Raw genomic sequence first — 19,302 nt, forward strand, 5'->3', positions numbered from 1 at the left:
GCGGCGCCCCCGATCCCGGTGCGTGACCGTGGGCTTCGTAGTCGAGCGCGGCATACCGGTTACCGGCACCTGCAGGCGACCAGTCCCCCAATCCCCGCCCTGTCCCCCGCGACACCGAGTTCTACAGGCCCACTGCCGGGATCTGAGTGAGCAGATATGCCAGATCGTCGCGCACGACGACACCGAGCGGTTTCTGCGTCGGTAGACCCAGTTCGCTGACGATGACCGCGACCAGTGTGCCGGCTGGGTCCTCCTTGCGGAACCCGTCGATCACCGCGGCGACCGACACGGTGCGTGCGCGGTGGACGACCAATTCGGTCGGCTCGACAAAGTCGAGCACTTCTCGCACCAGAACCTGGTCCACCAGGACCTCGCCGGCGTCGCTGATCTGTGCAGCCAGCCATCGGGCGACGGCGTTGGTGGTCAACAGACTCAGGTATCGGCCGTCCTCGTAGACAGGCAGCTGAGAGTACGAATGCTCGGCCATCTCGTGCAGGGCGTCGCGAAGCGGCTCGTCCGGGGCCGCGGTGCTCACCACCGGTGCTCGCAGGCACCGTCCGATCTGGACGGGGTGGAGCAGCTCGTGGTGGATGCGGCGCAGTCGGTCGACGGTGTCCGGGCGCGGGGTAGCGATGGGAACGTCGCCGCGGTACGGATGGTGGACGATCGCGTTGCGCAGATCCCGGAACGCGGTGAGGGCGGGTTCGTAGCGACGGACAAGTGCGTCCCGAGTGCGGGTTTCGGCGATGATCTCGCCCATGGTGCGAATATGCCCGGGCAGCGAGTACTTGTGTCGTAGATGCTTTTCGATGTCGGCCCACAGGTCGAGAAACTCGCGGGCCGGATCCTGAGAACTCGATGCGTCCATCCTCTCATCGTGATCCGAGGCCGACGCCGCCGTACTGGATTCGGGTGCTCTCGACCGAGACGAGATCCTGCCCGGCACACGGTGCCGGCCGCCGACCCGTCAGGACGTTCGGCGGTCGCGCGGTAAGACGCCCCAGGTCCAGGGGCCGCATCACCCTGCTCGCCTGCCTCGCTTCGGCGTCGGCCGGAGATCACCGAGCCGGCGATGGCGGTGCCGTCACCTCATCAGTCCCTCGGTGACGTGGTTCCATACCGCGCCGACGAAGTCCCGCCGCTGCCGCCGGCGCGCCTCTGCGGTCGGACCGGTGGTTCCCATGGTGATCTCCAACGTGCGCCGCAGCGGATGCGGTGATCCTGCAATCGCGTCGTTGCGGTCCAGCAAGCGCTCCACTTCGTCGGCGGTGGGTAGCCGGTTGCTCTTCGCCAGGTTGCACGGTGCGCACGCCAGGACCAGATTCCAGACGTGGTTGAGGTCGGGCCCACACCAGCTGCCGGTGTTCATCCAGGAGAACGGGAAGACATGGTCGACGTGGATGTCCGCATCGAGCCGGTCGAGCTCCTGATGACAGTAGAAGCAGCGACCGTGCTGGAAGCCGGCGATTGCACCACGCACGGAGGTCAGCGGCACCCGCCGCGCCGGCGACACCACCACCGCTCCCTCGGCATCGATCTCCACGCCCCGGTCGATGAGGGTACGGCCGATCGCCGCATCGAACGACGCTTCGACGATCGACCACCGCGAGTCCAGTTCACGGCCGAGCACATCGTCGGCGGCAGCGACGCGGTGCAACTCCGGCGTCAGCCGCACAACCCCGTTACTCCCCCGGCCCTGCACCCGGTAGAAGGCGTGCGCGACCTCCCCGATCCCCCGCAGATTGTGGAACTTCTGCATCACCATGCCGGGCATCGACCTCACCGCGGCCTCGACCAGTGCCTCCGTGGGCCGTCCCGCAGCCGACGACGCCGACCGCTCCCGCTCCAGGATTGCCAGGAAATCGGTGTCGCGAAGCTCGACGGCGGCCGGAGCCTGCGGAAAGCCGCCCTCCCGCGCGAGCAGCGCCCAGGCGTATCGCTCGGCCAGCTCCCCAAGCGCCACGGCATCGCGCCCCTGTTTCGCCAGCTCGAGCAGCGCCGTCCCGAGGGCGAACTTGTACGTGCGGGAATTGACCCCCATCAGAACGGCCTGACGCCACGATGTGCGCGGTGTCGGCTCGACGCTGTAGAACGACATGCGGCCAGTATCACGCGTGGAAGGGACACCGATGGGAAAGCTGGTTCGCGACCGGATACCGGAGATCATCCGCGCCAGCGGCCGGACTCCCGACACCCGACAGCTCGACGCGCACGACTACGAAGGCGCGCTGCACGACAAACTGGCCGAAGAGGCCCGGGAACTGCGCGAGTCCGGTTCGCCCGAGCACGTGCTGGAAGAGGCCGCCGACGTCCTGGAGGTCCTGACCGCGGTGGCGGCATGCCACGGCTACACCCTCGACGACGTCCGCCGCAAGGCGGAAGAAAAACGCGGCGAGCGCGGCGGATTCACGGACCGGATCTGGCTCGAATAGCCAGCCACGACAGCCACAGAACCCTCCTTTTCCGTCGAGGCGATCCGACCACGTTCATCCGAAGTCCGAGCAGGCGCGGACCGCGGAATCCCCCGACATCATGGGTAATCGATGATCATCGGCATGAGTCTGCGTCGCGGCGGAGGGAGGAACGACATGGGTTTCGGTTTCCGGCTCGCACCCGGGGTGCGGCTGCGGGTGTCCTCGCGGGGGGTGAGCGCCGGACTCGGCCCGCGGATCGCCCGAGTACACGTCGGGACACGCGGTGTCGGTGTCTCCAGCGGCCTCGGACCGATCAGCGGCTACATCTCCTTGACCAGCGGCCGAGGCGGAACCTACTCGACCGGCTCGGGGTGGACGCAGACCACCGAACGACAGGCGCAGCGGGACGAACGACGCCGCATCAAAGAACAAGCCCTCGCGGTCGCCCGCGACGACGTCGAGCGCATCGACAACCTGCACCGGGTGCACTTCCCGCCGGCGGCGCGGTACACCGTGCCCGCTCCCGCCTATCCCTCCGCGCAGGCTCGCCGCCGAGGGGTGCAGCAGCGATACCGGGACCTGATGCAGACCCGTTCCCGGTTCTCGCTGTCCGCCCGGGCGGAGGCGAAACGACTGGCCGCCCAGCAGATCGAGTTCGAAACCGAGCAACAACACCAGTCTCTGCTGCGGTGGCAGGCCCAGGCTCAAGCCTGGTGGGACCAGCAGTGGAGCCGGCTCGTGGCCGGGGAGCGTGACACCGTCCTGGACGTGCTCAACGACGCCCTCGCCGACAACGCACAGCCCTCCGCGGTCGTCGACTACCAACATGGCGAGGCCTCGGTGGTCATCTGGGCGCCACCGTTCGAGCAGACCCCCACCCGGCACCCGGACCTCACCGCCGCCGGCAACCCGACCGTGCGCACCTACACCAAATCCGCGCGCAACGTCCTGTATCGCCGGTGGCTCGCGGGACATGTCGTGGTGACCCTCAAGGAGGTCTTCGCCGTCGCCCCGTCGGTGATGCAGGTCCGCTCCGTCGTTGTTCGCCCCGCACCGACTCACGGCTACGAGTTTCTGCTGGCGGGGGTGCATTCCCGGCAGGTGATCGAGACCGCGAACTACGCCGTGGACGGTGCCGAAGAGATCTGGCAGCGGGGGACGCACCTGCGCGTCGCCACCGGCGGGCGCACCCAGGAACTGCTCCCCCTCGATCTCGACGACGAACCGGACCTGCGAGCCCTGCTCGGACACCTCCAACGCGGAGCCGAGGCAGCACCACCGGCCGTCGACGACCCGCCCGAGGACCCCGAGCCGGCCGTCCAGACCTTCCGGCTGCGCGATCTCATCGGACCGCTGAGCTCGCTCGAAGCCCGCGATCCGGCAGTGGCCTCCGTCCCGGTGGACTATCCCGGCCCGGACCTGTCGGCACTGGCGCGACGGACCGGTGTGCCCATGCTCGCCACCGGTCAGGGCATGGGCGTCAGTCTGGGGATGCTGCAACCGGTGAACGGCCGAGTCCGGGTGAGTGCGTTCACCGTCGATGCCGGAGCACCTCCGGCAGCTGCCGTCGCGCAGGACGCCCAGCACGGTGTCACCTTCGGGTATGTCGCGGACGGTGCCCTGACCCGCTGGCCGCAACTTGCTCGCAGTCCATCCTGCGTGGGCCTGTGGTGGACCACCGACGGCGCCGGCCGTCAACTCGTGCACATACTCTTCCGGCCCGATCACTTCCCGTCCGCCTGATCCGGTGCCCGAGCCCAGTCTCAGGCCGATCCGCGGCGCTTCCTCATGTCGCGAATCGGCGCGGGGCGGGGGCAGTCGTCGGTGGACCAGCGTTCTTGATCGCGGGGACCACTCCAGCCCGCGCTCGTGCTCACGACGCGTGGCAAGTCGGGAAACTCTTTCGGACACCGATTCCGGCTTGCTCCTGTCAATCTTTGTGCCGTGGGACAAGCATCGCGACGACAGACAGTGGAACACTCACGGCGGGGTGCGCGATAAGCAGAACATCCGGATCGGACCACGAAACCGCACTCGCGCGTATTCGTCCACGGGACCGCCGGGCCTGTAGGGAGACTGCCCGTGAACACCAAGAGCGCCCTGATCGCAGTGGCTGCACTCGGTGCCTTCGGCGTGACCGGCTGCAGCACCGACGATGCGGTCGCTCCGCCACCGGCGACCACCACTGTCACCGTAACCACCGAGGCCTCGACAACCCCGCTCACCACGACGTCCACCACCACCGACGCGCTCCCACCGCCGCCGCCCGGTGAGCCGGCACCCGAGCCGGTCACCTTCTCCTGCGGCGATCTTCCGATGTACCAATCGGGCACAGCCATCTATTCGGACGGGAGCATCGGCTACGAGGCCACCTGCGACACCTACGCCGCTCCGGAACCACCGACCTTGTGGTACTGCGACTACCCGGGCGTGGCGGTCTACACCGATGGGTCCTCGTCGTCGACCGACCCGGCATGCACCCAGCCCGCCCCCGGAACCAGCGAAGCGGAGACCGGCGGCGATGCCACGTCGTATCCGTACAACGCCGACGAAGATCGCAACGAAGACGGGGTAGTCCAGGGGTACGAACGCTGCGGTCTCGCGTGCGGGGAAGCCCCCACCAGCGGCGACATCCAAACCCAGTACGGCTGCGAACAGGGGTACATCACCGGACCGCAGTGCAATTGAAAGTGTCGGGAAACATCGGGGCACGGAAATCTCGGCAGGATGCGCAACGCCGAAACGCGAGACTCGCCCGCACGACCCGGATACATACCCGTCCACCCCTCGCTTCGCCAACCCAGTGACGCACATTCGTCCGGCTCCACCGGGGAAGTCCGTCGAAGCTACCTCGCGACCTTCCGGAGGTGCCGTTCCCCGCATCCGGGCTGTGGTTGCGGACATCTCGCCGCACCAGCGGAGGATCCGATCCGGCCATTTCCCTTTCCGGAATCTGGCTCGACCGCCCGCGGCATGCGGCCGCGGAGGCGGAGGCGGAGGTCAGCAGGTACTGCCGACGGTGAGGGCGGCCAGGCGCGGCGCCAGCCAGGAGACTACGCGGTCGAGGACGGCGATGCCGTCCTCGAAGACGCCCGAGGTCGGGACCGCGGCCACGGCGATGGCGACCTGCCCGGCCGCGGTATCGGCGACCCCGAACTGGCGGACCAGGTAGCCGCCGGAGGGGTTCGGCCCCCAGCCGCCCTTGAACCGGGCGCCGGGGAGCGCTCCCAGCCCCCAGGATTGATCCGGCGAGACCTGCCCCATCAGCGTCAGAACCTCGTCGGCGGCGTCGTGGCAGGGTAGCGAGGCCGCGAACTGTGCTTGGGCGGTCAGCGGCCAGATCGTCTGCCCGAAGGCGGTGAATCCGGGGCGGGTGACCTGGGGTTGGACCACGGTGCCGGGGTCGCCGAACTCGGCCAGCACCTGCTGTACCGCGGCCCCGGCCGCCGTTCCGGAACCGAGATCGTCCCACATCGCCTGGGCGGCATCGTTGTCCGAGGCGGTAATCGCGGCGACGGCGTTGCCGGCTTGGGCGGGATCGGCGGTCAGCGCGGCGATGGCCAAGGGCACCTTGATCGTCGACCAGGCGACATCGGTCATCACGGTGCCACCGGTGATTACCTGCCCGCCGCCGACCGGGACGATCGCCAGACCCACCTGAGCGGGCAATTGCCGGGCGAAGGCATCGAACTCCTCCAAACCCCCGCCCACCCCCACCCCCACGCCCGGGCCGGCGGTCGCAGGGGGAACAGCCGGAGCGGGTCCGACGGACTCGGTGATCGTCTCGATGACGATCACATCCGGTTCGTCGTTGCCCGGTGGTGGGCTGCACGCGCCGACGGCGGTCGTGACCACGGCCGCGACGGCGACCGCAAGCAGGTGAGTGCGCGTGTTCGAGCGCCGAAACTCGGCCATGTCAGTACAGATACACCACGGCGTCGTTGCCGCCGGTGCAGGTGACCACCGTGTTGCCCGAACAGGTCATCGTGTAGGTGCGGCCGGTGACCGGGCTGTAGGCGTCGACCGAGACGACACCGCCCCGCACACCCTGGCGTAGGTATTCCGAACGCACCTCCTCGGCGAACTCGCACGAGGTGACACCGCTGCCCACTGCCGAGGTGCCGAAACTCGGGCTCGTGAACACACTCGGACAGGGCGTGGAGTACGCCGGCACGCTCTCCCCGGTTGCCGGTGCCGGGCCCGCGCCGCCCTGCGCCGGGGCCGGGCCGCCGGGTGCGGGCACGACCACGGTCGACGTCGAGGTTGAGGGCCCGGACGCCCTGCTGTCGTTGACGATCTGCGGCCATAACCACAGGTAGCCGACCAGACCGAGCACGATGACGGCGAGCACCGCGACGACGATCCACACGGCCGCGTTGGAGTTCTTGGGCGGCGGTGCCGGATAGCTGGGCGGCGGCCCGTAGGCCGGTTGTTGCCCATAGCCGGGCGGCGGGATCTGCCCAGGCTGATGGGGCTGCGGGATCGGCTGGGGCTGTTGCGGCGGCATGTATGCGTCGCGGGCATCGTCGATGCGCGGGTACTGCGCGGTCGGCTGATCCTCGGGCGGAGGCCATCGGTAGTTGTGCTCGCCTGGCTCGGGCCCCCACTGCGGTGGCTGAGTCATATTTTCTGATGGCCCCTTCTTCTACCTCGACCCGCGCCGGCAGGTCGACTCACCGGACGCCCTGCCGGTCCGGCCCTCGAGCACGCGCTCCCCGGAGAAAATACGTGCGTTCCCCGTTGTCAGCGCTCCCCGGGTCCCATTCGTTACCGACCGTCTTCGATGCGAGCGTGCTCGTCTGTCACGCGTCACCGCCCGAAGCCCGGATGAAGTGGTGCCTGCAACACTGGGCGGACTGACCTCGTGCGTCCTCGAAGCGGTGTGAACCATCGGCCTACGCCACCACCCGTGCGTCGTTCCGGTCGTCAACAAGGTGGCTGACGTGGGCGGCGTCGAGAATCGCGATCCCGCTGACCCGTGTTCCGGAACCGAGTCACCATCGCCGATCCTGACCGGTCGAAGGCGTCTGCCGGAGTGCCTATCCGGCATAGGGCTCGATTCCTATTAAGGTCGACTAATCACTCATTCAGGACAGGACACTCGACGTTGATTTCCAGAAGTACCGCTCTCGCTGCGGCAGCCGTGGCCCTTGCCGCTCCCTCCGTGATGCTCGCCCCGACCGCCGCAGCGTCACCGGCCCCGGTGATTCAGCCCTTCGGCACCGTGATCCGGGGCAGTGGGGGCGGCACCATCGCTCTCACCGAGTACGCGACGGCCCCGAACCTCACTATCCTGGGTATCACGTTCACTCCGGGCGACAATCCGCTCGAGGGGTACTCCATCTCGACGCCGACCCTGACCTACGGTGAGCGCGGTTACCGCGCCGATGTCGACTACTCGGAGTCGGATGCGTTCTTCTCCGGGGTCGTGGCACCCCACACCTCGGTCACCCTCGACTACGCGTACGAGGTGGACAAGTCGCAGCTCAATCCAGCCACCCTGACCGTGCACATCGGACTCGAGGACTTCACGTGGACCGGTGATCTGGCCGGCAAGCTCCTGCCCCCGCCGCCGCCGCGGTTCGGAAGCAGCTGATCGATTCGTCGGACGCCCCGACCTTGCGGACCGGGGCGTCCGACATCACCAGTCGCTTCCCCGTCCGGGCCTACCGAGGTGGGAAAGCCGGCGGTGCCGACCACGGTGAGGTGCTGGCCTTCGCGTGTGTATCCCGCAGGCAGTCCTCGGTAATGAAATCGGAAGCCGCGGCGGTATTGCGGGGGTGAAAACACTGCGTTTGCTGCCGATCCTAGCGATCGCGCTCATCGTGTCCGGTTGCGGAAATGGCGATTCCAGCCCTCCTGCGGCTACCACATCTGCCTCGACCTCGGCGCCGGTCGCGACGACGAACGCAGCGGTCCTTTCGACGACCGCGTCGTCCGTCCCCGATTCGACCTCTGCGGAGATCACCTCCACCGATACCGAGACTGCGGTCGACGAACCGGTGATGGTCGAGGAGCCCTACATCGTCGACTGCCAGCTGGGGTTGGGGCCGATCGTCACATACTGGTCCGACGGCACGGTGACCGGGTATTCGGACTACTGCCAGTCGATCCATGACCAGGTCCTCGCAGACGAAGTGGCCGCCAACACTCCGGTGTGCGACGGCACCACCTGCCGATACCCCTCCGGAGCAACCCGACCGGACACGAATTCCTCGCCCAGGTCTCCCTCGCCCTGGGTACAAGGCCAACTCGACTGGCAGGCATGCAGAGAAGCGGGAAACTCCGACGAATACTGCCGTCTGACCCTCAACTGACCGGTGAGCTCCAGCGGGAGGCGACAATCAGGTCCCCAGATTCTGTCGCTGTGTCGGTCCTGGGAGGCCAGGGGCCATCACGGGAAGCGCCACGAGGAACGACGCAGAAAATCACGAAGAGGACCGGGCGATGTGGCCCTGGACCAAGTCGCCCCGACTCGCACCCACCGAGACACAGTGCGGTGTCGGCGGTTCGATGATGCACCAGATGCCAGTAGCGATGCTGCACACTTTGATCGAGGCTACGACCGCGCACAGCCTCATCTGGTAGGTGGCCGCCTTGTCGCCGGGCCGATCACCGGTGCCTCGGTCCGGCAGGCGATGTACTCATGGGATCCGAGGCGGGCATCGGCCTGTCACAGGCAGGACAGAGGCGGATCCCAGACCGAGTGTCGGTGGCGCCGCCACAATGACGGATGACGCGCTGCACGCGCTTCCACTGCGACGGCACCGCCTGCACGTACACCACCGACCATGTCGACGACTGGTGCAGCGCCCAGGCCCAACTGTGCACCATGCTCGAAGACTTCCTGCTCACCTCCGCGCGCCAACTCTCCCCCACCGGGTTCGTGCGCTTGTCCCGGCAGGGATACACGCTCGTGCTCTCCCCCGACCACAGCGCGATCACCGCGTATTCCACCGTCCACCGCGAACGCACCTGGGACCAGGTCAAACACGGTATCCCATCCCGGTTTCACCGCCACCAGCCGCGGCGACCCTCGTCCGAGACGCCCCGCCAGACGGAGCCGGTGGTGCCGTTGACCGGGTTCGCCGACGCGTTCGATCAGGCCACCCTGCATCTGACCGCGCGAGTGCAACGGTCCTGCGCCAAGATCGGTGGCCTGCTCCACGTCTCGGACGCACACCTCGACGCCACCCATTCGCGCCTGCGCCGCGCACCTCCCCAGCGGCACCATCGTGCAGCGGGAGGACGGACTATTCGAGGTCGAGCACGCCGAGCTGTCTGGCTCGTCAGACCGGACTGCCGCGCCCTGATCGGCGTCAAACCTGTCCGGCCCCCGGCCCCGATCCCCGCCAGCCCCGACCTGCCGCAGTGTCCACTGGAGTGATGAGCAGATCTACGCGGCCGCCCGTGGCTACTGGGGCGCCACCGGTGTCGTGGATGTCGACGGGTTTCTCGGGTTCGTCCTTGTCGGTGATGTGATCCGCGTCGAGTCGTGGACCCGGGTCGGGGACACAGGGCGGTTTACCGCTGCGATCCACCCCGAGGCCGATGCTCGTGACCGGTCCTCTGCGAACCGGTCACTTCGATCATGCTCAGTGGATGCGGATGGTCGATCGCTCCTCAGTCGATCTGGCGAGATCGGTTCTGAATCAGTGATCGATAACGTCGTCGGACGATAGGGGCGCCAGGGCGAGCAATGTCTCCAGGTTGCCGTTGAGTGCGTCGACCAGTTCGTTGATTGCATGGGTGAGTGTGGCGGCTTCGTCGGATAGTCGGCGAAGATGATCGGTGGCGAACTGGTCTCCGACGGCGTCGACCAACAGATCACCGATTTGATCGTTGAGGCCGAGAGCGCGTCTTGCCGCGTCGGCGTTGTCGAGTTCGATGTCGAGTGCTATCAGGTGACGGTAATAGTCGTCGAGCGCGGTGACGCGTTGCAGCAGTCGATCCCACACCAGGTTCAAGGGTTCCCGCGCCAGGTCAACCGCGCGCTGAGCCACTATCGCGGACGCAGTGGTGCCCTGCGGGGCAGGTCCGAGTTCACTGATCGCCTTATGGAGGGCGTAACCGTGTCGCAGAACCTGCCCTGCTTCCTTCCGAGGGGCGAGTTGCACACGGTGGGCGTCGAGGTAGGTACTCGACCATGACCGGGTTTTCGTGATCTTTTCGGCCACGTCGAGTGCGACCGCGACGAGCATCAGCACTCGTTCCGGTCCGAATGGTCGCGCGGCGACCTCTCGGAGCGGGCACGGTGGGGGAAGCTCCAGCTCTTTCAATGCAAACCAGAGTTCGGTCTTGTCATCGTTGGTGATCTTCAGATCGTTGTTGGGATCGAAGATGGCCAGGGCCACGGACAACAGTCCGAAGACAATCGCAGTGACGATGGCGGCGGTCTGGTTGAACACCAACCAGACCACACCAGCGACGAAGATCGTGAGGACGAGCCCGCCACCCAGTACCGCCGCTTCGTCCTCTTTGGCATCGAGGTAGGTCCGGTCGAGCAACGACTTGTTGTTGCGGTGCGCCGCGACCTTCTTGCGAAGAGCTGCAGAAAAATGTCGGTCGTCGAGGAACCGCACCCGTCCCTGCTCGACTACGTAATCCATGAATACCCCGCCTGATGATGCACGAGCAGTCCTTCCGTGCCCGGCCACTGCGGAATGGTGTGAACGCCGTCCCGGGTGAGCGTGCCCTGGTCCGCTAATGCGGGTCTTGTATAAGTACTCTCGAAGCGCTGACGTGCGTTCAGCCCCCGCGTCGGAGAAGGACTCCTCGTCACCGGAGTCGCCCAGCTAGGAGATTGCGGTGCGTCCCCAAGAGATCCTCAGCGAGTGGGGCCTTTTCGGAACTCATCGAGTGCCTTCTTGTACTTGTCGTCGTTCTTGGTCGCTACCACTGCCACGACGACGATGTAGGCAACGAGTGCGAGCCAAAAGGCCCAGTGCACGGTCAGGGCTGCACCGATGAGCATCAAACCGATGAGGACATGTCCGAGTGCTGTGCTGGGAGGATTCTTACGCACTGACGACTCGGCGAGGGGAAGGGTCGTGCCAGCCTCCGACGTGAGCGGCCACGTTCGCTTCGACGCCATCTCCAGCTTGGCCATGAAGTCACGGGCGACGCGCTCCATGCTGGTGGGCGCCTCTTTCACGTGGACCTGGCCGTCGGGCGTGCGGACGGTCAGGTAGATCTTGCTGGTGTCCTTGGACTTCTTTGCAGCTCCGCCGACCAGTGCTCCTCCGACGCCGGCGATCATGGTACCGGCGACCACACGTGTCACGGTCGTTCGCGAGGACGTTGTCTGTGCGCCCAACTCCATCTCGACTGTGACCGTGTTGACGAGATAGCTTTTCTTGCCGACACGGAATACCGGTCCGTCGATCGAACATCCGGCAAAGCTGGCGTTGTACTGATTGACGACCTTCGCTTCAGCCCGTGCCACGGCGCGTGCGATCTGGTCGCGAGAAGGCGCAATTTCAGTCATATGGGTCCTGTCTATGGCGCTGACTCCATGCAGCGGTGAATGAAACCAAACTCTCAACCGTTCCCGGATCGGCGAATGTTACTACTGTTACCGATTTCTGGTCGCGTGTTACTCGCTCGTGTGTCCCTGAACGGAGGGTTTTCTCCCACAAGAGTCGATACGTGGTCTCGTCCTGGAGGAAGCTTCCGGCGTGGTCGTCTCCGGTTGAGAATGTCCGTCGAGACCGTTCGGTGTCAGTCGAGGTGGACGAGGCAGACCGGCGCGGCACTGGGCGTCGCGGTGTATTCGGCGCGGTTTTCTCGGAGCGTCTGGCCGTTCGCGACATTGTGGACACCACAGGTGACAAACATTCCCGGAGCCAGTTCCGGCTCCAGCCCGCCCCACTGTCCCGCGACTGCGGGAAAGTCCCATTCGATGACACCGCCATCCGGTTGGTCGCAATGGGTGCCCCGTCCGAGCGAACCATCGGCCCGCGTCCAGTGGAGATTCACACAGGGCGTGCCGGACCAGGCGACGATCGAACGAAGGCGATCTCCCACGGTGTATGTGCCGTCAGCGCTGGCGGTCGGGACCGCGAACACCATGGTCAAGGCCAATGCCCCACTCACCAGGGCAGGTCGCACAAAGCTGCGGAGGGAGATCATTTCGGTGTCTGTGTCCTGTCTGCAAGCGCCCCTGGATAGATCACCCCCAGACGGAGAGCGACAGATTCAGAAAATACACCACCGGTGATGGATGGAGGCATTGGGATATCCGGCATTTCCCAGGAATTCATACCGCCGCACCGCGGCACCGGTGGGTGACCTCGGAGAGACCGGCTGCATCGGCGTGGTCGACTGGACACGTCGACCGCACGGAAGACCTCGTTCCTGCGGAATTTTGCGTCAAGCCCGAACGGGAAGTACTGCGACACCACAGCTGTCGCGGGGAGACAACTGCTTTGGCAACTCTAGGTCGCAGCCGGTCCAGCTGTCGAACCGCTCTCGATGTCGACGCTCGCATCCCCGGTGACTGGGCCGTGTTGTTGCGGGCCAAGGTCGACATACCGGTTAGGGTCCGGACGACGCGGTCCTCGGGCACCCCGGGGCACTGGCCGGAAGGAATGCACATGTACGAGGTCAAGGCCACGCACCTCACCAATGCTCGGCGTCTGGCCTGCGAGATCTATCCGGAGGTGTTCGTCGTCAAAGGCGGTGCCGTGCTCTCGACGTATGCAGGTCCAGCCAACGGGCGCTGCCCGTGCGATCCCCTGCCCCCGGATGTCGATGCCGTCTTCGAGATCGACGACGCGCAGCTCGAGGACGCAGTCCATTGGGCCACCTCGATCTACCGGCCCCGGAAGAGGTGGTAACCCTTCACGGAACCGGGAACAGTCCCGACCGGGGCTGAGGCACCTCGGGGTCGGGACGCCGACCGCCGCGCCCCGAGGTCGCCGACCGGTCCTCGTGTGGCGGCCGGGGCCCTGACCGAAGGTGCGCCGCCCGACCCTGCGGCCGGGCACGTGCAGTGCGAGAACAGGAAACCCCACGACGGCCCCGGCTGTGACGCCTCGTACCCTGCGCCCATGGTGGTAACCGGTGCGCCCAGTGATGATCTCGCCCCGCGGTGGTCGGGCCACGCCGACGTGGCGCGATGGGCGCTCGACCAGGGCTACGGCCACCGTCCGTACCCGTTCACCCGCGACGGCCTGACGCAATTCAAGGCCGACTTCCCGCGTGGGCGGCGCGGTCTGTACCTGTTTGAATGCACCAACCACGACATCTACATCGGCATCGGCATCGGCGTCGCCCAGCGACTCCCGCAGCACCTCAAAAAGCACCCCGATGTGCAAACGTTGTATTTCGGGGCCATGGCGTCGCCGTGTTCGTTGATCAACTCCACCAGGCTGTCCATGGCCTGCATAACCGATGGGATGCTGCGCTGCGCCCAATACTGCCGATCGGTGTCCTGGCCGGGTTCGTCCTCCTCCTCCGGCGCCGGCAGGGCCAGGTCGAGCACCTTGGTCGCGTGCAGGGTCATCACGCCGTTGACCTCCAACGCGCTGATCTGGATGGCGATCAGAGGAATCGCCTGGTTGAACAGACCGATCACATTGAGGAACCGTCCGGTGACCTCCTCGGCCACGATGACCGCTACGTGGTCGTACTGAGGGAATCTGCGGCGTTCGTTGTCCCAGTATTCCAGTGTGCGGATGATGTGGCTCTCGTCGGTGGCGCCGAGCTGGAGTTCGACTTCGTAGCGCGTATTGCTGTCCGGATCGTGAAGCAAGATGTCGAGTCGCCCGGCTCGGGGTTGACGACGCTCGGAATCCTTCAAGATCAAGTTTTGGCCGAGGCCGAGTATCCCGACATCGGACTTGATCTGTTCTTGGAGCCATCGTTCATTGTGTTGCGGATGCTGACGGAGCCGGATGATTGTGGACTTGTGGTATTCCATCGCTCGAGGTCCTTTCTCACCCCACCTTTCGCGGGGATGGGCACGTCGGCACTCGGATGCGGGAAAGCCGCGGTCACCCTGATGTACGCGGAGAGTCCGGTACGGAGAGTGCTGCGCTACCGTCGGTCGCTGTCGGACGGATCGCCCCAACGGCCCCGTTCCGGAGCCCCCACCGCCCGGACCTGCAGAACGCGGGATCTATGAGACCAGCAGTTTCTTCCAGTGCGCCTTGCCGAGCCGTGTCGGGGTTATCCGGGTGGCGAGGATGTCGGCCAGGGCATGTGCTTCCTCCGGGGTCAAATACGACGGATTCGACATCTGACGAGCCCGGAACTGCTCGCAATGGGACAGTACCGGTTCGGCGAGCATCTCTCCTCTTTGAACGTATAGATCCTCGAGACGGATCGCGGCGTAGTCGACGGCATAAGTCGGCTGCGCTGCCTTCTGTGGGTCAACCGCATGCTTGCGATCGAATCCCTGGGCCCAGAAGATCGGGCCATCACTGGTAATCCACCCAATTTCATGAATGCCCGGCTTATGGGGTCCGGTGATCCACAACGCCATCAGATCGCCCTTTTTGATCAGGTCGTTACGGTAGGTGTTGCCCACGGTCCAATTTCCTTCGAAGACTCCAGGGCGCACTATCCTCGGCGGCTGGGCCCGGACTGCCCCGAAGTAGTCGAATACGTCCGGGTTGCCTTTGAGGATCCAGCAGCCCACACTCGTGCGGTCGATCGTCATGCCCTTCTCCTCGTGCATCGGCGCCGACGATGGTCGTCGGCGTAGCGGATCGATCGGGATACCACCTCCTCGGCACCGAAATCCTGCGACTGTCTTGCTCGATCCGATGTCGGCACCGTCTTGAATACTGGATCAGGATGATCGAGTGGCTTGTCGTCCAGAGCCAGCCCAGGTGAACGAAGCGTATGGGGGTGCGTACCGCTGCGGGACGCAAGTTATCCATTGCTCCAGTCGACGGGTATGACGCTGGAGAGGGTGGTGGGCACGCGCGCGCCGTTTCCTGCGGGTGATCAGCTGTCGAGTGACGTCGCGTTCGAGCCGGTGCAGGATCTGGTCGAATTCGCCCCGTTGGCGTGGCGGGACGACGGGGATGTCGCGGCGGAGTTGCCGCCGTGCGGTCACAAGCTCGGATTCACCCACTGCCACCGGCGCGGACGCAGGTCGAGGCGGCGGACGGCATCGATCAACGGCGACAGATCACCAGCTGCGACATGAGTGCACCGTAATCGCCCCGGCCACGCACAAGACCGTCATTGCCCCTTCGCAGCGGCACCGGGCCGAACGACACCGACGTCGACATAGTCGGCAATAGCCAATGCGGCAGTGCCGAGCGTGGGGAGATGACCACAATCGAAGAACGAGCACCCGCAGGCGGCGCGAGCACTCCTCCCCGCACTCACGAACAGGAAGGCGGTGACCGATGACCACCGAAGAGCGCGGAGCCGAAGAGCGGACGCAGATCCCACCTGTCGACCACCGATGCACCCTGTACACGCCAGGTCACCATGTGCACCCCACGCAGGCCCGCACATCCACGCGCGGCATCCCGGTGTGCGTCCGGGTACAGCCCGATGGGCAGGTCGACATCGAAGGCTCCGGAATGTCGCTGGTGCGCTGGAACCACGATCCGCACCGGCTGAACAGCGCTCTACGTGGATCGGCAGGTAAAGCGCAATGGCGCACGCACGACGTGCTGGCCGTCCCGAGTGGACCATCCGACTCGATGCATCTGTTCAGCCTGGGACGCAACCGCTCCGCCTCCACCCGCTGTGCTGACAACACTCGACAGCATCAGCCCGAGCACCCCGACGATCGCAAGGACACCACATGAAAATGCGCACCCTGCTCGTCCTTCCAGCCCTGCTACTGATCGCCGCCTGCGGTGACAGTGGTAGCGAGGACACCGCCCCAACGCTGGCGCCCAGCCCGACCGACTCGACCGCAACGACCGAAGCGGGCACTGCGGAAGCTCAGGACGATTTCGGCGAGATGATGGAGGACGGTGCCCGCCGTCAAGTTCAAGAGCGACCGGACGACGCAGCACAACTGGCCAGCGACATGAAAGACGTTGTCGGCGGAACGCTCGCCGGCAGCGAACTGACCCCGGAGCTCGCTCAGCAATTCGCCAACGTGACCTGCCTGAGCGTCGACGTCGAATCCGGCCCCGGTGCCGTAGACACGGTCAAGGAGATGACGGCCGGCGACTTCGGGATCGACGAAGACCAGGCATCCGAGCTCGTCGACCTCGCCGTCGCGTACCGCTGCCCCGAACTCGCCTCGAAATAAGAAGTCGAAGCGATCACCAGCCAGGCGTTCGTGTACCGGGACGAGCAGGCCGCTGCGACAGCGTTGGCGGCGTATCGGGACGTCGTCGAGCGGTGCGTGTCCTGGCAGATGGGCGCTGGGGCTGCTGGTTACACCTTCGATGTGATCCAGAAAACCCTCGACGCTGCGGTCGGCGACGAGTCTGTTGCTCGCATGCAAACCACGGCCATGGTCCGGTATCCGGATGCGCCTGCGAGCTCGAGCTATTGGGTCAGCGCCCGGACGGGGACATCGATTGTGCAGGTCACCTATCGGCCGGGGTCGCTGCTCGGCAGCGGGCAAGGCAAGAGCCAGGCGGTCGAACTGGTGGGGGCTTCCCCCTGAGATGTGGACACCAATTCCTATGCGGCGGTGGCCAGCATAGCCGACTGCTGCTCGAACTCGATCGGACAGATCTGACCGAGAGCGGAATGCCTCCTTCGTGTGTTGTAGCGCGTGATCCAACGGAAGACCTCGGCACGCGCCTCACCCGCACCGTTCCAGTACTTCCGGCCCTGCAACGTCTCCCGTTTCAACGTTGCGTTCCACGACTCGGCAGCAGCATTGTCCGCGCTCGTTCCGACCGCACCCCGAGACCTGGTCACCCCCAGTTCACGGCACACGTCGGCGAACTCCTGCGAGACATATTGGGCGCCGTTGTCGGAGTGAAAGATCGCGCCGTCGAGGCCGGCGGCACCGCGGGCGGCGGCCGCCGCCCGGAGCGCGTCGGTGATCAACTCGGTGCGCATGTGCGGGGCGATCGACCAGCCCGCCAGCCGTTTCGAATGCAGGTCCAATACCGTTGCCAGATACAGAAATTTCCCGTCCCCGATCGGCAGGTAGGTGATGTCGCCGACGTACTTGGTGTTCGGTGCGCTCGCGGTGAAATCTCGCCGGATCAGGTCCGGCACCGGGGTCGCGGAGGGCGCGGGGACGGTGGTGCGGACGGTCTTGCGCAGGTGCACCCCGACGATCCCGTGCTCGCGCATCACCCGCTCCACCCGCTTGTGGTTCACCTCGAGCCCGGCGTCGCGCAGCTCGGCCGTGATACGCGGGGCACCGTAGGTGCCGTCGAAGTCGTCGTGGATGGCGCGGATCCGCGTCGCGAGCTCCTCGTCGGCGCGGGCACGTTCGGCCCGGGCAGGCGCGGCGGCGAGCCACCGGTAGAAACCGGATCGGGACACCTCGAGGATCTGGCACAGCCACTTCACCGGCGCGGTGTTGCGGTGGTCGTCGACGAACTGGAAGCGGCTCACCAGTTGGTCTCGCCCGCGAAATATTTCGCGGCCCTCCGCAGGATTTCCCGTTCGGTCTCGAGCTTGCGGATCTGGGCTTTGAGCTGCCTGTTTTCTTCCTCCAACACGGACTCGGACGATATCTCGCCCGCCGGCCCCGGCTTCCGGGGCCGGTCCGCTGCGGACGCAGCGCCGGTGCGTTGGCGTTCGGCGCGGACCCAGTTGCGCAGGGTCTCACGGCTGATCCCCAGGTCCTTGCCGATGCCCTCGAAGGTGTGGCTCGGGTCGGACAGGTACAGCGCGACGGCATCGGCCTTGAACTCCGCCGAGTACGCCTTCATCGCCATCTGTGACATCACTTCCTCTGGATCCTCACGATCCAGTGTTCAGGATGTCCACACTTGAGGGGGAACCCCCGTGGTGGCCGCCGCGCAGTTGGCGCAGACCCAGACCGGATGGGTAAGCGGTCCGCTACTTCTCGGCATGAGAACCAGACGGATCAGCCGCGCCGAAACGATGGTCTCGTTTCTCCTTCGCATCCATGCCGTATTCCAGCGCTGTGGACGAGTGCGGCCGGTTCGACTCCTCTCCCTGCCGTCGACGGCCGACGCAGGTCGGTTTCGCAGGTTCCGAAGCGCCAGACAGTTACGGCACACGGATGTTCCCGGCGTCGATACCTTCCTGGATTTGCTGAATGCACACCTCACGGGACTGCCCGGACTTGGCCATACACGTCTCGATGAACGCTTCGTCCTCGGTCGGGTACGGACGGTTCGTAGTGGTGGATGGTGTGGCATTGGGGTCGGGCATGACTGCGCCGGATGGATACCGGCACACCGTTCCGTCGCAGATGGGGGTGTTGGCCGCGACCTCCGCCTCAAGCACGCTGTCGTGTTGGGCCTGGCAGTAGTCGGAGTATCCGGTGACCGAACCGTCCGACCAGTACGTCTCGATCGGACCCAGTCCGATCTGGCACGAGACGATATAGGGCTCGGCGGCGGTTTCTGCCGGTGCAGGCTCGACAGGTACGGGCGGTGCCTGCTCCGGGGCGGGGTCGGTAGTGGTCACTGCCGCGGGAGTCGGCGGCGCTGTCGTGATGCTCGTGACCGAGGTCGACGACGGGATCCTGGTAGTAGTAGGGGCCGTCTCGTCCGGGCTACTGCACCCTGTCGCCATCGCGGCAGCGAACACGGCGGTACAGATCAAAGTCTTCATACCCGAGTACACCGGATTTCGCAGCATGTGTGTTAGCTCGCACCTCGCACAGGGCAGCGGTACCCAAGTCGCCGGCAACCTGCGCGCCCCGAACCTCGACCGTCGGCTCATCACCGAACTCGGCACCTGCCGGTTCCTCGAAACGGCGACGAATATGCTGCTCATCGGCCCACCATGGGAGCAGCCAGGC

The 19,302-nt window shown here is 65.9% G+C and carries 21 protein-coding genes and 1 pseudogene; 11 read left to right on the top strand and 11 right to left on the bottom strand.

Features of this window, described 5'->3' with window-relative positions; translation table 11 throughout:
* Positions 1-121: 121 nt before the first annotated feature.
* Both QNA09_RS00365 and QNA09_RS00370 read right to left on the bottom strand, forming a co-directional pair.
* On the bottom strand, positions 122-868 hold the full coding sequence (locus QNA09_RS00365; RefSeq protein WP_161996975.1) for a CBS domain-containing protein: 747 nt from the start codon (positions 866-868) through the stop codon (positions 122-124).
* Between the two features lie 216 nt (positions 869-1,084).
* The gene (locus tag QNA09_RS00370; protein ID WP_161996976.1) at positions 1,085-2,098 is read right to left on the bottom strand and encodes an HNH endonuclease; all 1,014 of its coding nucleotides are present in this window, start codon (positions 2,096-2,098) and stop codon (positions 1,085-1,087) included.
* Positions 2,099-2,129: 31 nt separating this feature from the next.
* Here QNA09_RS00370 and QNA09_RS00375 point away from each other — a divergent pair, with 31 nt between their 5' ends.
* From QNA09_RS00375 to QNA09_RS00385, 3 genes are all read left to right on the top strand, one after another.
* Entirely contained in the window at positions 2,130-2,432 is a 303-nt protein-coding gene (locus QNA09_RS00375) for a nucleoside triphosphate pyrophosphohydrolase (RefSeq protein WP_161996977.1), read from the top strand.
* A 156-nt stretch (positions 2,433-2,588) separates the two neighbouring features.
* The gene (locus QNA09_RS00380; protein ID WP_161996978.1) at positions 2,589-4,157 is read left to right on the top strand and encodes a DUF4236 domain-containing protein; all 1,569 of its coding nucleotides are present in this window, start codon (positions 2,589-2,591) and stop codon (positions 4,155-4,157) included.
* A gap of 339 nt (positions 4,158-4,496) precedes the next feature.
* Complete coding sequence (locus QNA09_RS00385) at positions 4,497-5,102, top strand: hypothetical protein (protein WP_238406604.1); 606 nt, start codon at positions 4,497-4,499, stop codon at positions 5,100-5,102.
* A 312-nt stretch (positions 5,103-5,414) separates the two neighbouring features.
* On the opposite strand, the gene QNA09_RS00390 is transcribed toward QNA09_RS00385, so the two are convergent.
* Both QNA09_RS00390 and QNA09_RS00395 read right to left on the bottom strand, forming a co-directional pair.
* Positions 5,415-6,329, bottom strand: a complete 915-nt coding sequence (locus tag QNA09_RS00390; protein WP_161996979.1) for a hypothetical protein — start codon at positions 6,327-6,329, stop codon at positions 5,415-5,417.
* A 1-nt stretch (position 6,330) separates the two neighbouring features.
* Positions 6,331-7,038 carry a hypothetical protein gene (locus QNA09_RS00395; RefSeq protein ID WP_238406605.1) on the bottom strand — a complete coding sequence of 236 codons (708 nt, stop codon included), beginning with the start codon at positions 7,036-7,038 and terminating at the stop codon, positions 6,331-6,333.
* 483 nt (positions 7,039-7,521) lie between these two features.
* On the opposite strand from QNA09_RS00395, the gene QNA09_RS00400 reads away from it, so the two are divergent.
* The 3 genes from QNA09_RS00400 (at position 7,522) to QNA09_RS00410 (ending at position 9,801) form a co-directional block, all read left to right on the top strand.
* Positions 7,522-8,010: a hypothetical protein gene (locus tag QNA09_RS00400; RefSeq protein ID WP_161996980.1), complete on the top strand. Its 489-nt coding sequence runs from the start codon at positions 7,522-7,524 to the stop codon at positions 8,008-8,010.
* Positions 8,011-8,134: 124 nt separating this feature from the next.
* Positions 8,135-8,731, top strand: a complete 597-nt coding sequence (locus tag QNA09_RS00405) for a hypothetical protein (RefSeq protein WP_161996981.1) — start codon at positions 8,135-8,137, stop codon at positions 8,729-8,731.
* 416 nt (positions 8,732-9,147) lie between these two features.
* Positions 9,148-9,801 carry a hypothetical protein gene (locus tag QNA09_RS00410; RefSeq protein WP_161996982.1) on the top strand — a complete coding sequence of 218 codons (654 nt, stop codon included), beginning with the start codon at positions 9,148-9,150 and terminating at the stop codon, positions 9,799-9,801.
* Positions 9,802-10,066: 265 nt separating this feature from the next.
* Here the strand turns inward: QNA09_RS00410 and QNA09_RS00415 are convergent, their stop codons facing one another.
* The 3 genes from QNA09_RS00415 to QNA09_RS00425 all read right to left on the bottom strand — a co-directional run bounded on the left by QNA09_RS00415 (position 10,067) and on the right by QNA09_RS00425 (position 12,545).
* Positions 10,067-11,023, bottom strand: a complete 957-nt coding sequence (locus QNA09_RS00415) for a hypothetical protein (protein ID WP_161996983.1) — start codon at positions 11,021-11,023, stop codon at positions 10,067-10,069.
* A gap of 218 nt (positions 11,024-11,241) precedes the next feature.
* Positions 11,242-11,901, bottom strand: a complete 660-nt coding sequence (locus QNA09_RS00420) for a hypothetical protein (protein ID WP_161996984.1) — start codon at positions 11,899-11,901, stop codon at positions 11,242-11,244.
* A gap of 233 nt (positions 11,902-12,134) precedes the next feature.
* Positions 12,135-12,545: a hypothetical protein gene (locus QNA09_RS00425; RefSeq protein WP_161996985.1), complete on the bottom strand. Its 411-nt coding sequence runs from the start codon at positions 12,543-12,545 to the stop codon at positions 12,135-12,137.
* 464 nt (positions 12,546-13,009) lie between these two features.
* Here QNA09_RS00425 and QNA09_RS00430 point away from each other — a divergent pair, with 464 nt between their 5' ends.
* Positions 13,010-13,252 carry a hypothetical protein gene (locus tag QNA09_RS00430; RefSeq protein WP_161996986.1) on the top strand — a complete coding sequence of 81 codons (243 nt, stop codon included), beginning with the start codon at positions 13,010-13,012 and terminating at the stop codon, positions 13,250-13,252.
* 410 nt (positions 13,253-13,662) lie between these two features.
* Here the strand turns inward: QNA09_RS00430 and QNA09_RS00435 are convergent, their stop codons facing one another.
* Both QNA09_RS00435 and QNA09_RS00440 read right to left on the bottom strand, forming a co-directional pair.
* On the bottom strand, positions 13,663-14,337 hold the full coding sequence (locus QNA09_RS00435; protein WP_161996987.1) for a hypothetical protein: 675 nt from the start codon (positions 14,335-14,337) through the stop codon (positions 13,663-13,665).
* Between the two features lie 198 nt (positions 14,338-14,535).
* Positions 14,536-15,078, bottom strand: a complete 543-nt coding sequence (locus tag QNA09_RS00440) for a hypothetical protein (protein ID WP_161996988.1) — start codon at positions 15,076-15,078, stop codon at positions 14,536-14,538.
* Positions 15,079-15,778: 700 nt separating this feature from the next.
* Here QNA09_RS00440 and QNA09_RS00445 point away from each other — a divergent pair.
* Genes QNA09_RS00445 through QNA09_RS00455 form a run of 3 tightly spaced genes read left to right on the top strand, consistent with a single transcriptional unit; the run spans position 15,779 to position 17,007 of the window.
* On the top strand, positions 15,779-16,189 hold the full coding sequence (locus QNA09_RS00445; RefSeq protein ID WP_161996990.1) for a hypothetical protein: 411 nt from the start codon (positions 15,779-15,781) through the stop codon (positions 16,187-16,189).
* Positions 16,186-16,644 (top strand): hypothetical protein, encoded by a 459-nt coding sequence (locus tag QNA09_RS00450; RefSeq protein ID WP_161996991.1) that lies wholly within the window; start codon positions 16,186-16,188, stop codon positions 16,642-16,644. Before QNA09_RS00445 ends, QNA09_RS00450 begins: the two co-directional genes overlap by 4 nt.
* Positions 16,645-16,674: 30 nt before the next feature.
* Complete coding sequence (locus QNA09_RS00455; RefSeq protein ID WP_161996992.1) at positions 16,675-17,007, top strand: hypothetical protein; 333 nt, start codon at positions 16,675-16,677, stop codon at positions 17,005-17,007.
* A 17-nt stretch (positions 17,008-17,024) separates the two neighbouring features.
* Here the strand turns inward: QNA09_RS00455 and QNA09_RS00460 are convergent.
* Positions 17,025-18,244, bottom strand: a protein-coding gene (locus QNA09_RS00460; RefSeq protein ID WP_161996996.1) for an IS3 family transposase whose coding sequence is annotated in 2 segments (ribosomal slippage) — positions 17,025-17,935 and positions 17,935-18,244 — 1,221 coding nt in all. Because the reading frame shifts where the segments join, the coding sequence is not laid out codon by codon here.
* Positions 18,245-18,542: 298 nt separating this feature from the next.
* Positions 18,543-18,965, bottom strand: coding sequence for a hypothetical protein (locus QNA09_RS29155; protein WP_161996993.1), 423 nt, complete (start codon positions 18,963-18,965; stop codon positions 18,543-18,545).
* 232 nt (positions 18,966-19,197) lie between these two features.
* Here QNA09_RS29155 and QNA09_RS29160 point away from each other — a divergent pair.
* Positions 19,198-19,287 (top strand): annotated as a pseudogene (locus QNA09_RS29160) (AAA family ATPase); the annotation flags it as partial.
* Positions 19,288-19,302 lie beyond the last annotated feature (15 nt).

The sequence above is a fragment of the Rhodococcus sp. AH-ZY2 genome (assembly GCF_030916465.1).
GTDB classification, from domain to species: domain Bacteria; phylum Actinomycetota; class Actinomycetes; order Mycobacteriales; family Mycobacteriaceae; genus Rhodococcus; species Rhodococcus ruber.